This is a genomic window from Sphingobium sp. ba1 (assembly GCF_000743655.1).
Classification (GTDB): Bacteria; Pseudomonadota; Alphaproteobacteria; order Sphingomonadales; family Sphingomonadaceae; genus Sphingobium.
The window spans coordinates 2,380,827-2,393,406 of record NZ_JPPQ01000069.1 but is presented as its reverse complement, the minus strand read 5'-3'; the positions used below and the strand labels follow the sequence as shown (position 1 = coordinate 2,393,406).

General features: G+C 64.4%; 13 protein-coding genes and 1 pseudogene. 8 read left to right on the top strand and 6 right to left on the bottom strand.

The features are described 5' to 3' along the window. A partial coding sequence (locus IL54_RS14725) for an L-glutamate gamma-semialdehyde dehydrogenase (RefSeq protein ID WP_037478771.1) occupies positions 1–1,929 on the top strand: 1,929 nt, incomplete at its 5' end. Between the two features lie 4 nt (positions 1,930–1,933). Here IL54_RS14725 and IL54_RS14720 read toward each other — a convergent pair. Continuing rightward, complete coding sequence (locus IL54_RS14720; RefSeq protein WP_037476613.1) at positions 1,934–2,404, bottom strand: nuclear transport factor 2 family protein; 471 nt, start codon at positions 2,402–2,404, stop codon at positions 1,934–1,936. 164 nt (positions 2,405–2,568) lie between these two features. Between IL54_RS14720 and IL54_RS14715 the strand changes: the two genes are divergently transcribed. Then, complete coding sequence (locus IL54_RS14715; protein ID WP_037476612.1) at positions 2,569–3,906, top strand: aromatic ring-hydroxylating oxygenase subunit alpha; 1,338 nt, start codon at positions 2,569–2,571, stop codon at positions 3,904–3,906. A 9-nt stretch (positions 3,907–3,915) separates the two neighbouring features. Here the strand turns inward: IL54_RS14715 and IL54_RS14710 are convergent, their stop codons facing one another. Beyond that, entirely contained in the window at positions 3,916–5,967 is a 2,052-nt protein-coding gene (locus IL54_RS14710; protein ID WP_037476611.1) for a transglycosylase domain-containing protein, read from the bottom strand. Between the two features lie 108 nt (positions 5,968–6,075). On the opposite strand from IL54_RS14710, the gene IL54_RS14705 reads away from it, so the two are divergent. Further along, on the top strand, positions 6,076–6,273 hold the full coding sequence (locus IL54_RS14705) for a hypothetical protein (protein WP_037476610.1): 198 nt from the start codon (positions 6,076–6,078) through the stop codon (positions 6,271–6,273). Positions 6,274–6,329: 56 nt separating this feature from the next. Here IL54_RS14705 and IL54_RS14700 read toward each other — a convergent pair whose 3' ends face one another. Continuing rightward, on the bottom strand, positions 6,330–7,640 hold the full coding sequence (locus tag IL54_RS14700; RefSeq protein WP_037476609.1) for an MFS transporter: 1,311 nt from the start codon (positions 7,638–7,640) through the stop codon (positions 6,330–6,332). A 138-nt stretch (positions 7,641–7,778) separates the two neighbouring features. On the opposite strand from IL54_RS14700, the gene pgsA reads away from it, so the two are divergent. Genes pgsA through IL54_RS14685 form a run of 3 tightly spaced genes read left to right on the top strand, consistent with a single transcriptional unit; the run spans position 7,779 to position 9,047 of the window. Continuing rightward, a complete protein-coding gene (pgsA, locus tag IL54_RS14695; RefSeq protein WP_037476608.1) occupies positions 7,779–8,342 on the top strand; it encodes a CDP-diacylglycerol--glycerol-3-phosphate 3-phosphatidyltransferase in 564 nt (187 codons plus the stop codon). 10 nt (positions 8,343–8,352) lie between these two features. Beyond that, positions 8,353–8,607 carry a molybdopterin converting factor subunit 1 gene (moaD, locus tag IL54_RS14690; protein WP_037478769.1) on the top strand — a complete coding sequence of 85 codons (255 nt, stop codon included), beginning with the start codon at positions 8,353–8,355 and terminating at the stop codon, positions 8,605–8,607. Continuing rightward, positions 8,604–9,047, top strand: coding sequence for a molybdenum cofactor biosynthesis protein MoaE (locus IL54_RS14685; protein WP_037476607.1), 444 nt, complete (start codon positions 8,604–8,606; stop codon positions 9,045–9,047). The genes moaD and IL54_RS14685 overlap by 4 nt, the downstream gene beginning before the upstream one ends. Positions 9,048–9,049: 2 nt before the next feature. On the opposite strand, the gene IL54_RS14680 is transcribed toward IL54_RS14685, so the two are convergent. Then, entirely contained in the window at positions 9,050–9,979 is a 930-nt protein-coding gene (locus IL54_RS14680; RefSeq protein WP_037476606.1) for a hydrogen peroxide-inducible genes activator, read from the bottom strand. A gap of 39 nt (positions 9,980–10,018) precedes the next feature. After that, a complete protein-coding gene (locus IL54_RS14675) occupies positions 10,019–10,792 on the bottom strand; it encodes a sulfite exporter TauE/SafE family protein (RefSeq protein WP_037476605.1) in 774 nt (257 codons plus the stop codon). A gap of 170 nt (positions 10,793–10,962) precedes the next feature. Here IL54_RS14675 and epsC point away from each other — a divergent pair, with 170 nt between their 5' ends. Next, complete coding sequence (epsC, locus tag IL54_RS14670; RefSeq protein WP_037478766.1) at positions 10,963–11,676, top strand: serine O-acetyltransferase EpsC; 714 nt, start codon at positions 10,963–10,965, stop codon at positions 11,674–11,676. Continuing rightward, positions 11,676–12,026, top strand: a complete 351-nt coding sequence (locus IL54_RS14665) for a DUF2794 domain-containing protein (RefSeq protein ID WP_037476604.1) — start codon at positions 11,676–11,678, stop codon at positions 12,024–12,026. The genes epsC and IL54_RS14665 overlap by 1 nt, the downstream gene beginning before the upstream one ends. A gap of 87 nt (positions 12,027–12,113) precedes the next feature. On the opposite strand, the pseudogene IL54_RS14660 reads toward IL54_RS14665, so the two are convergent. Then, positions 12,114–12,580, bottom strand: a pseudogene (locus tag IL54_RS14660) (hypothetical protein); the annotation flags it as partial.

Below are 12,580 nucleotides of genomic sequence, written 5' to 3'. Positions count from 1 at the left end.
GCGACGCTGGACTGGACCGCCGCACCGGAAGGCGGGGCGGGCGAGGGGCAGCCCGTCCGCAACCCGGCCGATCATCGCGATATCGTCGGCACCGTGGTCGAAGCAACGGTGGACGATGCCCGCGCCGCAGCGATCCGGGCGGCCGCATCGCTATGGCGCAACACGCCGGTCGCCGATCGTGCCGCCGCGCTTGATCGCGCCGCCGACGCGATGCAGGTGCGCATGTCGATCCTGCTCGGCCTCATCGTCCGCGAAGCGGGCAAATCCATCCCCAACGCTATCGCCGAAGTACGCGAGGCGATCGACTTTCTACGCTATTATGCGCAGCAGGCCCGCACCACCTTCGGCCCGGAGCAGCAGGCGCTCGGCGTAGTCACCTGCATCAGCCCCTGGAACTTCCCGCTGGCGATCTTTACCGGCCAAGTCGCCGCCGCGCTGGTCGCGGGCAATGCCGTGCTGGCAAAACCCGCCGAGGAAACCCCGCTCATCGCCGCCGAGGCCGTTCGCCTGCTCCATGCTGCGGGCGTGCCGACCGACGCGCTCCAGCTTTTGCCGGGCGATGGGGCGATCGGGGCCGCGCTCGTCGCCGCGCCGCAGACCGGGGCCGTGATGTTCACCGGATCGACCGAGGTCGCGCGCCTGATCCAGCGCCAGCTTGCCACCCGCCTGTCGCCGCAGGGGCGACCGATCCCGCTGATCGCCGAAACCGGCGGGCAAAATGCCATGATCGTGGATTCATCGGCGCTCGCCGAACAGGTCGTCGCCGACGTCATCGCCTCGGCCTTCGACAGCGCGGGCCAGCGCTGCTCGGCGCTGCGCGTCCTGTGCCTGCAGGAGGATGTCGCCGATCGCACATTGACGATGCTCAAGGGCGCGCTCGCCGAACTCAGCCTCGGTCGCACTGATGCGCTCAAGGTCGATATTGGCCCGGTCATCACGGCCGAAGCCCAGTCGGGCATCAACGCCCATATCGACGCCATGCGGGCGATGGGACGGACGGTGGATCAACGCCCGCTACCGCCCGAAACCGCGCACGGCACCTTCGTCGCGCCGACCATCATCGAGATCGACAGCCTGGCCGACCTGGATCGCGAAGTCTTCGGTCCGGTCCTCCATGTCCTGCGCTTTCGTCGCGACGGATTGGACGCGCTGGTCGATGCGATCAACGCCACCGGCTATGGCCTGACCTTCGGCTTGCACACCCGGCTGGATGAGACGATCGCGCGGGTCACGCGCCGGGTGAAGGTCGGCAATATCTATATCAACCGCAACGTCATCGGCGCGATCGTGGGGGTTCAGCCCTTTGGCGGCTGTGGCCTGTCGGGCACCGGGCCAAAGGCAGGCGGGCCGCTCTATCTGGGGCGGCTGGTCACCACGCCGCCGATGCTGGCAACGCGGGTCAGCCGCCTGCAAACGCCGCTCCATGGCTTTGCCGACTGGCTCGATGCGCAGGGCTATGGCGAGGCCGCAAGCGAGGCGCGCCGGGCAGGCGATGCGTCGGCGCTGGGCGTCGAAATGACGCTGCCGGGGCCGGTCGGCGAGCGCAATCTCTACACCCTCCATCCGCGTGGGGCCATGCTGCTGCGCCCTGCCACCCGCGCCGGACTGTTCCGTCAGATGGCCGCGATCCTCGCCACCGGCAACAGCGCCACGGTGCAGGGCATGACGGTCCCGCCAAGCCTGCCGCCGGAGGTGGCCTCGCATTTCACGGCAGAGGCCAATGCGCCCATTGCCGCGATATTGGTCGAGGGAGACGCCGAGCGCGTCGCCGCTGCGGTCCAGGCCGCTGCTGATCTGCCCGGCCGGATCGTGCCGGTCCATGCCGAAACAGCAGGCGGCTATTGCCTCGACTGGTTGCTGGAGGAAGTCTCCACCTCGATCAACACGACCGCGGCTGGGGGCAATGCCAGCCTGATGATGATCGGCTAAAGGCTCAGCCTCCGATCGTCACCTGCAGTCGTGAAATGCGCGAGCGGTGGATGCGCCAGCGGCCATCCACCCGCTTATAGTCTTCATGATAATGGCCGCACCCGTGCAGGGTCATGCTGGTCCCGCTGGCATCCCAAATCTGGTCCTCCATCGCGATCACGCCGCGCGCATCATCAGGGCCGATGACCTCGATTTCGTGACAATGGCCATGATGGACCGTGCGTTGCGTGCCGATCGCGGCCTGGATGAAGGCGATGATGGTGTCGCCGCCTTCATAGACCCAATCATTGCTTTCCGCCGCCCGGCCTTCGTCGCCCTTGCCGTCGATGCTGAGCGATGCGCGTGCGTCGAACAGGGCGTCGTCGCAGAAGACGTCGCGTAGCCCCGCCCAGTCCTTATTGTCCATCAAACGGAAATAGCGGGCCTTGAGCTGTTTGATCGCCTCGATCGCCAGCAATGTCTCGACGCCATCCATGTGACCATCTCCCATCGATTATAGCGCGCTCTTATGCGGTCTAACATCGTCCCGCCCCACCTGCGACAAGTGCCAGCCCGTGCCGCCTGACAGAAGTGCAAGGCGACGGGGCAGGCCATGACGCCTATCCCTTATGTTCAAGAACGCCAGCAGGAGAGAGCAGCATGGAACAGCCCGCCATTCATCCGCTGACCATGGACGGTCGCGATCCCGCCGCGCTGCGCGGTGATCCGATCAGCGGCGGCCGCTATACCAGTCGCGAATTCATGCAGCAGGAATGGGACCATCTGTGGACCCGGATCTGGCATGTCGCTGGGCGGACGGCGGAGTTGGAGGAGCCGGGCGACTATGTCGTCCATGACTTCCGGCATGAAAGCGTCATCTGCATCCGGCAGGACGACGGGAGCATCAAGGCCTTTTACAATGCCTGCGGGCATCGCGGTATGCGCCTGACTGATGGCAGCGCTTTTGCCGAGGCCTTCACCTGTCCCTATCATGGCTGGAAATGGGGCAAGGACGGCGTGCTCCAATATGCCCAGGATCCGAATGATTTTCCGCAAGGCAACCCCTGCGGCAAGTTGAAGCTCAAGGAACTGCGCTGCGCTATCTGGGGCGGGTTCGTCTGGTACACGATGGATGATGCCGCGCCCGACCTGCTCGACTATCTTGCGCCGATACCGGAGCTTTACAAAAATTACCCGATGGACACGGGTGTCCGGGTGTTCTGGATGAAGATCAACCTCAACACCAATTGGAAGTTCGCGACCGACAATTTTTCCGAAAGCTATCATACTCGCACTGCTCATCCGCAGGTGCCGCCATGGATCGACCAGGATGTCGATACCGCCCGGCATGAAATGTATCCAGCAGGCCATGGACGCACTGTCCAGCCGATGCGGCCATCGCTCAGCGACCGGCTGCCCGACGGCGTGCCGCATCCGTTCGACCATATCTTGCGCCAGTGGGACATCGACCCGGACAGCTACCCGGACTATGAGACCAAGGCGATGCAGGGGTGGCTGGACCTCAAGGCCGCCAAGCGCCGGCTATGGCGCGAGCGGGCCTATCTCCATTATGAACATATGGACGATGAGCAGATCACGGACAGTCCGCATACGGTGATCTTCCCCAATGTCACCATTTCCTTCCTGCCCGACAATATCCTGTTCTTCCGCACCGAACCCCATGCCGATGATCCGGGGAAATGCACCTTCGATCTATGGTGCATGGCCTTTCCGGTGGCGGGGCAGACGGAGGTGGAATCGATCATGGCGGGGCCACAACCGTTCAGCGAAGCGGACATGCTTTGGCGTGATTTCGACAATGGCCGGGGCGTGCCGGAGATTGAGGGGCAGATCGTCTATCAGGACATGATGCTGGCCGAAGGCATGCAGCGGGGAATGCATTCGCGCGGCTATGGCGACGCTTACCTCAGCGCGCAGGAAACGCGGGTTCGCTATTTCCATGAGGTGTTGAACGACTATCTGGCGGGACGGCGCTAGTTCAGGTCATCATGGGACATTGTCCGCTTCGCTGTCCGGCCTTGTGGGGACGGTCGGCGGCGGAAGGGTGTCGGGCACGCCGGGGGCAGGTTCGTCGATAGGCAGGCGGATCTGACTGCCGCCGATGTTGACAGTCATCCCGTCCTCATCGACGCCCACGCCGACATTGCCGATGCCGGTTTCCACCGTGATGTTGGCGATGGCGTTGACGAGGTCAGCGTCCTGGGTTTCTTCGGGCGCATCCGCGACCGGTTCGTTGATCGCGCCGCTCATGAAGTTGCGCCAGATGCGCGCGGGCATGCCGCCGCCTGCTGCGCCGCCGGGTAGCGGCTTGTTATCGTCATTGCCGACCCAGACGGCGGTGACCAGGCCGCCCGCATAGCCCACGAAAATGGCGTCGCGGCTGTCCTGCGTCGTGCCGGTCTTGCCGAAGGTGCTGGTGCGCAGGGCGGCCGCGCTGCCCGTGCCGCGATTGGCGGCGGAAGAAAGCAGGTCGCGGATCATCGCCAGTTCGTCGTCATCGAAGGAGCGCTGGCGCTCCATCAGCCGTTCGAACCAGCCCCGTTCTTCGGGCGGCAGGCCATGGGCGAGGACGGGATAGGCCCCGGCCGCGACCGCCGCATAGGCTTCGGCCAGTTCGATCAGCGGGATTTCCGACGTGCCGAGCGCGAGGCTCAAATCCCCGGTCAAGGGCGCGGTGATGCCCAGGTCGCGCGCGACCTTGATTACGGCATCGACGCCGACCTTTTGCGTGAGGCGGATGGCGGCGACATTGCTTGACGCGGCGAAGGCCTGACGCAGGCTGATGCGGCCGCGATATTTGCCGCCATGATTGGCCGGACGATAGCTGCCGGTGGTGATCGGCGTGTCGTCGATCATGTCTTCGGGTGTCATGCCCGCGCGGAAGGCGGCGAGATAGACGAACAGCTTGAAGGTCGATCCGGGCTGGCGCTTCGCTTGCACCGCGCGATTGAAGCTGCTCTTGCCGTAATTCTTGCCGCCGACCATGGCGACGACGCTGCCGTCGGGCTTCATTGCGACGAGCGCGGCCTGTGCGCCGCCCAAAGGCGCACGGCGGACGGCAGCTTCGGCGAGGCGCTGGATGCGCCAGTCGAGCGTCGTTTCGATCTTCTGCTCACCATAGACCGCGCCCGCCCGGTCGCGCGCCTGGGGCAGCACCCAGTCGGCGAAATAGGTGCCGGTGGTGGCGTCGGGCACATCATGGACGTTGAGGCGGGCAGGCGGCAGGGCGTTGCGCTCTGCCTGGGTCAGATAGCCCGCATCGACCATCGCCTGCGTCACCAGCGCGGCGCGGGTGCGCGCGCCCTTGAGGTTGCTGGTGGGCGCGAGGCGCGAGGGGGCTTTGAGCAACCCTGCCAGCATCGCGGCCTGCGGGATGGTGAGGCGGTCGGGCGAGCGATTGAAATAATGGCGGGCGGCGGCGCGCAGGCCATAGACATTATCGCCGAAATAGACGTTCGACAGATAGCGTTCCATGATCTGGTCCTTGGTCAACCAGGCCTCCAGCCAGAGCGCGATCATCGCTTCGCGCGCCTTGCGCCCCATGGTGCGGTCGCTCGACAGGAACACGCCCTTGGCGAGCTGCTGGGTGATCGTGCTGCCGCCCTGCGACGAGCCGTCCGACCAGAGATTATGCCAGGCCGCGCGCGCGATGCCGCGCGGGTCGATGCCCCAATGGCTGGCGAAGCGGCGATCCTCGATCGCCATGAACGCCTGGGGCACATGGGCGGGGAGGTCCGCCATCGTCACCGGCGTATCGATCACCGCGCCGCGCCGGGCGATGAGATGGCCATCCGCCGACATCAGGCTGAGGCTGGGCGGGGCGATGGGCTTGAGCGATTGCGACAGCGGCGCGGTGATCGCGAGCCAGGCGATGGCGATCATCAGCAAGGCGAGGCCCGCCGCCATGATCCAGCCCACGATCTGCAACCGTCGCCGCCATGGCGTGGGCGGAGCAAAGGCGCTGGGCGGCCCGGCACCGAATTCGCGGGGCGGCGCTGGCGGTTCGGCGGGGGCGGACTCGGTCATCGGTGCGGCCATGCTGTGTTATTCAGATGATACAGTCAAGCCTGTCCCGCAGCGGGACAGGCGCAAATTGGCCGTCATAAGCGATGGCACAAATGGTAAATAATGCGTTAACCCAACATCATGAGAAACCGAACCCTCGTCCTCACCACAGAATCGGCCCGGCACCCCTTTCGCCAGAGCCTCCCCGCCCATGTGCTGCGCGTCATGGATAAGATGCCCAAGAGCAAAGCGCGCACGGTGGACGACGATAGCGACTGGAAGCTGTTTGGACTGAGCTTCTGCGCCTTCTTCACCGCTTTCTACAGCTTCATTTCCTGAAGCGCTGAAAGCCGGGGCGGCGCTGGACCCCGGTCGGTGCCGGGGTGCTGCCTGGTTCAATGGCACAGCGGGCCGTCGCAGGCCTTGTGCAGTTTCCACGCCATCGCCGCACAGGGCAGGGTGAGGAACGCGACCAGCAGCAATTGCATCACCACCGACATGCCAGCGATGCTGAGGCCGATCGCGCAGAGCGATCCCACCACCATTGCCCCTGAATTGACGATATTGTTCGCCGCCACGGTGCGGGCGGCTTCGCATTTTTCGACCGTGGTGGTCAGGAAGGCATAGAGCGGCACGACGAACATGCCGCCGAAGGTCGAGACGCCCAGCAGGCAGAGCGAGAGCGGTATGGCGAGCGGGTGGGCGATGAACCCCTGCAGCGAGAGCATCTGCCCTTCGGGCGCAGGCGGCCAGACGGCGCAGACGAAATGGAAGGCGACGATGCACAAGCCCATGCCGATCACCGAGGCAGGGGCATATTTGGCCGACACATGACCACGCAGCAGCCGGTTGATCGCCACCGAGCCGATGGCGATGCCGATCGAGAAGATGGCGAGGAACAGGCTGGCGACGGCCTTTTCGGCGGTCAGGACATTTTTGACCAAGGGGGGAAACTGGATGAACAGGATCGATCCGACCGCCCAGAACAGGCTGATCGACATGATCGCCAGAAACAGCCGCCGGATATGCATCGTCCCGCGCACCAGCGCGACCGACGAGCGGATGATATGATAGTCGATCGGCTGTGCGGAAAGGAGCGACGGGGCCGGTGGCACCTGACGCCCGGCGACATAGCCGACCAGCGCGGTGATGATGATGCACACCGCCGCCGCCTCGATCGGGATGATTCCCGCCAGGATCGTGCCGGCCAGAATCGCGATATAGGTGCCTGCCTCGACCAGGCCGGTGCCGCCCAGCACTTCTTCATCATGGAGATGCTGGGGCAGGATCGCATATTTGATCGGGCCGAAGAAGGTCGAGTGGATGCCCATGGCGAACAGCGCGGCGAGCAGCAGCGGGATGGCGATGGTATGCACGCCGATGCCGCTCCAGATGAGGCCGAGGCCGACCGCGCCGACCAGCATGATCAGGATTTCGGCCGCCTTTACCCAGCGGATGATGAGCGCCTTGTCGCGCTGATCGGCGAGTTGCCCCGACAGGGCGGACAGCAGGAAGAAGGGCAGGATGAACAGGCCGGTCGCCAGCGCGCTGAACCAGGTTTCGGAACGCTCGTCATTATAGACCTGGTACACGACGAACAGCACCATCGCGTTCTTGAACAGATTGTCGTTGAACGCGCCGAGCAGCTGGGTGACGAACAGCGGCAGGAATCGGCGCTTGTTCAAGAGCCTGAGAGAGGCTTGCATGGATAGGGGCGTCTTCTTTCCCGTTAGCGACCGGGGCGGGGTCTAGCCGTTGGCGGCGTCCCTGTCCAATGCCCCTTGTATGGAGGTCGATATGCTGTCTGGCTTGTGCGCCGCGCCCGACTGTGGCAGGCGGCGGCTATGCTGACGCTGCCTAATCTGCTCACGCTTTCGCGTATCGTCACGGTGCCGTTGCTCGTCGCGCTGCTTTGGCCTGCGGAGATGGGCGCGCGCTGGACCACCGGCTATGCGCTGGCCTTCGGTCTTTACTGCCTGATGGGCGTGACCGATTATTTCGACGGCTATCTGGCGCGGGCGCAGGGGACGGTGTCGAAACTGGGCGTCTTCCTTGATCCCATCGCCGACAAGATCATGGTCGGCGCGGTCATTTTGATGCTGGCGGCGACGCGCGATATTGCCGGGCCGCACATCATCGCGGCCATGGTCATCCTGTTGCGTGAGATTGCGGTGTCGGGCCTGCGCGAATTTCTGGCCGGGTTGCAGGTGTCGATGCCGGTGTCGCGATTGGCCAAGTGGAAGACGACGTGCCAGATCGTGGCATTGGGCGCTTTGATCCTGGCGGGGGCGGTGCCGCATTTGCTGTTCGTGCAGACCGTGGGCATCGTGACCCTGTGGGTCGCCGCCATCCTGACATTGATCACGGGCTGGGATTATCTGCGCGTCGGCATCCGGCATATGGACTGAGGCGATGGCGATGCTGTCGATCGTCTATTTCGCCTGGGTGCGCGAGGCCATCGGTCGTGATGAGGAGCAGGTCGAGCGGCCTGATCCAGGCATGACTGTTGCCGATCTGGTGGCGATGCTCGCGGCGCGGGGGGGCGGCTATGCCGAGGCGCTGGGCGATACCGCACGGTTGCGCGCGGCGGTCGATCAGCGGTTCGTGGCGATGGACAGTTTGATCGGCGAGGCGAAGGAAATGGCGCTGTTTCCGCCCGTGACCGGCGGATGAAGCGGGTCGCGATCCAGGCGGAGGATTTCGATGTCGGCGGTGAGCTGGCGGCGCTCGAAGCCTTGGGCGGCGGCGGGGTAGCGAGCTTTACCGGCGTGGTGCGCGGCGGCGACGGGCTGGTCGCGCTGGAATTGGAACAATATCCGGCGATGACGCAGGCGCAGGTCGGGCGGATCGTCGATGAGGCTATGGGGCGCTGGCCCTTGCTGGGCGTGAGCGTCATCCATCGCTTCGGGCGGCTGGAGCCGGGTGCGCGGATCGTGTTCGTCGGTACGGCGGCGCGCCATCGCACGGCGGCGCTGGAAAGCTGCGCCTTCCTGATCGACTGGATGAAGTCGGATGCGCCCTTCTGGAAGAAGGAGCATTTTGGGGGCGGCGCGACTCAGTGGGTGGCGGCGCGCGACGAGGATGCGGTCAAAGCGCAGGGCTGGGACAGCTAGAGCTAGGCGGCTTCGGGCAGGCGGCAGTTAAGCGCGGCGGCATCGCGCAGGATTTCGGAGAGCAGGTGAAATTCCTTCTCGCGCGGGCTGTTCTTGCGCCAGACGAGGGCGATGTCGCGCCAGGCGCGTTCGGATTTGAGCGGGCGAGCGGCGATGCGCGTATGTTCCAATATGCCCGCTGCGATGGCCATTTCGGGGATCATGGTGACGCCAAGGCCATTATCGACCATCTGGATGAGGGTGTGCAGCGACGTGCCCATCATCGTCGCGCTGGCGCGCAATTCGGGGCGGTTGCAGGCGGCGAGCGCATGATCCTTGAGGCAATGGCCATCCTCCAGCAGCAATAATTTGCTTTCATCGATCATGTTCGGGCCGATCCATTCGGGCAGGTCGACCGGTTCGTCATGGGGGAAGGCGACGAAGAGCCGGTCCTGAAACAGGATTTCGCTGTCCAGTTCGCCGATCGGAAAGGGCAAGGCCATCAGCACGCAATCGACATTGCCATGGCGCAGCGATTCGACGCCTGCCTGGGTCGTTTCTTCGCGCAGATAGAGTTTGAGTTCGGGCCGGTCGGCGCGCAGGCGGGGGAGCATGCGTGGCAGCAGGAAGGGGGCGATGGTCGGGATCACGCTCATGCGCAATTCGCCGGTCAGCGGCTTGCCGGATGCTTCGGCGATGGCGGCGAGTTCTTCGGCCTCGCGCAACACGCGATGGGCTTTGGCGACGATGCGGTCGCCAAGTGCCGTGAAGCGGACGACGCGGCGGGTGCGTTCGACCAACGTCACGCCGACCAGCGATTCCAGTTCGCGGATGCCGGCCGACAGGGTGGATTGGGTGACGTAGCAGCTTTCGGCGGCCTTGCCGAAATGGCCCTGTTCCTTGAGCGCGACAAGATATTGCAGCTGTTTGAGGGTGGGCAGGTAACTGGACATTTATCGGCTTCCTCGATCAGAAAGTCGAATATAAGTTCCTTAGCCGATAAATCCAAGCCATTTGGCGACGCCGAACAGCGACGTTAGCGTCAGGATGATGCCGACCGCCGTGAACAGGACGCGGGGGGCCACGCGGCGGGCAAGGATCGCGCCGAAGGGGGCCGCGACCACGCCGCCGATCAGCAATCCGACCGTATAGGTGGTGAAGGTTTCCCAGCCGAGATGGAACAGGAAGGTGATGCTGATCGAGAGGGTGAGGATGAATTCGACGCTGTTCACCGTGCCGATCGTGTGGCGCGGGCTGGCCCCCTGCAGCAGCAAATTGGAGGTGACAACCGGCCCCCAGCCGCCGCCGCCCGTCGCATCCATGAAGCCGCCGACCAGACCGAGCGGGGCCACCCATTTGGGATCGCGCGCCTTGGGCGGCAGATGGAAGCCGCGCCAGATGAGGTAGACGCCGATGGACGCCAGATAGACCTGGACGAACGGCTTGATGACCGCCCCGTCGATATTGGAGAGGAGATAGGCACCTGCGACGCCGCCGATGACGCCGGGGATGATGAGGCGAGCGAACAATCGCCAGTCGACATTCTTGTGCAGGATATGGCTGATCGCCGAGACGCCGGTGGTGAAGGTTTCGGCGGCATGGACGCTGGCCGAAGCGCGGCTGGGTGGTACGCCAAGCGCCAGCAGCAGCGTGCTGGAGATCACGCCATAGGCCATGCCGAGCGCGCCATCGATCATCTGCGCGCCGAAGCCGATCAGGATGAAGGGCAATATGTCGCCGAAATTGGCGATGAAGGCGTCGATCATCCGTTTCCCTTTGGCACTTTTGTCTACTTAGATGATAGGCATATCGTTCCTTGTAAAGCAAGGTTGCGTTTGCGGGCGGATACCGGCTCTTTGCGGCGTCACTGGAAATAATGGTCCCGCTTCTCTATATCGGCCGACAGGTTCAGTTTTTGTCAGGCAGGGGCGCGTTCATGTTGCGCAATCTCATTTCCTATCTGGATTCGGTGAAAAGCCGCGATCCCGCGCCCCGCTCCCGCGCGGAAATCCTGCTCTATCCGGGCGTTTGGTCGCTCGGCTATCATCGCATTGCGCATCGGCTTTATCGGGCGCGGCTCTATTTCATGGCGCGCCTGGTCAACCATCTGTCGCGTTTCCTGACCGGGAACGACATTCATCCCGGCGCGAAGATCGGCAAGCGCTTCTTCATCGACCATGGCTTTACCGTGATCGGCGAGACGGCGGAGATTGGCGACGATGTGACGCTCTACCAGAATGTGACGTTGGGCGGGACCGACCCGGCGAACGGGATTGCGGGCAAGCGGCACCCGACCTTGTGCGACGGCGTGATCATCGGGTCGGGCGCGCAGGTATTGGGGCCAGTGACGGTCGGCGCGCGCGCGCGCGTGGGTGCCAATGCCGTGGTGACCAAGGATGTCGCCGAAGGCGCGACCATGGTCGGCATTCCGGCGCGGGCGATGCTGGTCGATGTCACGGCCTATCAGCGCGATTTCATGCCCTATGGCACGCCTTGCTCCGATTGTTTCGATCCCGAAAAGCAGAAGCTGGAACTGCTGCAGTGCGAGGTCGAGCAGTTGCAGAAGCGGCTGGCCGAATTGATGGTCGAAAAGCAGCGGCCGTCGCTGCCCGATGACGCCAGCCTGTTTCAGGAGCGTGACCGGGCCTGATGAGCAATGTGACGCCGTTTCCCCATCCAGGGACGGGGCCGACCGAACGCCAGGTGGGGTTCGAACGGCTGGAGTTGCAGCGGATCATGGACCTCTACGGCCGGATGGTCGCCGCCGGGCATTGGCGCGACTATGCGATGGACATGGGGCGCGAGGCCGCGATCTTCAGCGCCTTTCGCCGCGCCGCCGAGCGCCCCGAATATCGGATCGAAAAGCGCCCGGCATTGCGCCATCGGCAGGGCATGTGGGTGCTGGTGGGGGAGGGTGGTCAAATACTCAAGCGCGGGCAGGATCTGCAGAATGTGCTGGCGCCGGTGGAGCGGAAATTGATGCGGGTCGTCGAGGGGTAAGGTGGGCGTTGGCCCACCCCGCTGCGACTAACCTCGCCTTCGGCTCGGTAAGTCTCGCTGCCCCTCCCGCTGGCGGGAGGGGGTGGATCAAGCGTAGGGGAGGCGGTTGGTCAGAGACGGCGGTAAAGTGCCCACCACAAGAATGCGGGCATTGTGCCAGAGTGCCGAGAGCAGCAGGAGCGACGAACCGATTACCAGCGCGGTGAAGGCGGCTGATAGTTCAACCGCGCCCGCCTGCTTGAACAGGGCGTAGAGGGCGAAGAGGACATAAGCGAGGCTCGACACGAGAAGCGCGCGCCGGTCGATCGCGAGGCCGACCAGGCCGAAGGCAATGTAGAGCAAAATCACGACGACCGCCTTGCCGATGCTGATGTCGTCGCCCCGGAACACGCCGAGCAGATTGAACAGCGAATGGGCGATCATCGGTGCGGCGGTCAGGTGCAGCCAGAAGGCGACATCGGCGCGGCGCGTGGTGCGTGTCCGATCGCTCATGTCCCAGCGCATGGCGAGCGCGAAAATGGCGAGGCCTCCGGCGAGCAGCAGCAGATAGGCCA

Coding starts and splice junctions, on each gene's coding strand:
- IL54_RS14720 (WP_037476613.1), bottom strand. CDS start 2,404: ATGGATGGCGTCGAGACATTGCTGGCGATCGAGGCGATCAAACAGCTC.
- IL54_RS14715 (WP_037476612.1), top strand. CDS start 2,569: ATGGAACAGCCCGCCATTCATCCGCTGACCATGGACGGTCGCGATCCC.
- IL54_RS14710 (WP_037476611.1), bottom strand. CDS start 5,967: ATGGCCGCACCGATGACCGAGTCCGCCCCCGCCGAACCGCCAGCGCCG.
- IL54_RS14705 (WP_037476610.1), top strand. CDS start 6,076: ATGAGAAACCGAACCCTCGTCCTCACCACAGAATCGGCCCGGCACCCC.
- IL54_RS14700 (WP_037476609.1), bottom strand. CDS start 7,640: ATGCAAGCCTCTCTCAGGCTCTTGAACAAGCGCCGATTCCTGCCGCTG.
- pgsA (WP_037476608.1), top strand. CDS start 7,779: ATGCTGACGCTGCCTAATCTGCTCACGCTTTCGCGTATCGTCACGGTG.
- moaD (WP_037478769.1), top strand. CDS start 8,353: ATGCTGTCGATCGTCTATTTCGCCTGGGTGCGCGAGGCCATCGGTCGT.
- IL54_RS14685 (WP_037476607.1), top strand. CDS start 8,604: ATGAAGCGGGTCGCGATCCAGGCGGAGGATTTCGATGTCGGCGGTGAG.
- IL54_RS14680 (WP_037476606.1), bottom strand. CDS start 9,979: ATGTCCAGTTACCTGCCCACCCTCAAACAGCTGCAATATCTTGTCGCG.
- IL54_RS14675 (WP_037476605.1), bottom strand. CDS start 10,792: ATGATCGACGCCTTCATCGCCAATTTCGGCGACATATTGCCCTTCATC.
- epsC (WP_037478766.1), top strand. CDS start 10,963: ATGTTGCGCAATCTCATTTCCTATCTGGATTCGGTGAAAAGCCGCGAT.
- IL54_RS14665 (WP_037476604.1), top strand. CDS start 11,676: ATGAGCAATGTGACGCCGTTTCCCCATCCAGGGACGGGGCCGACCGAA.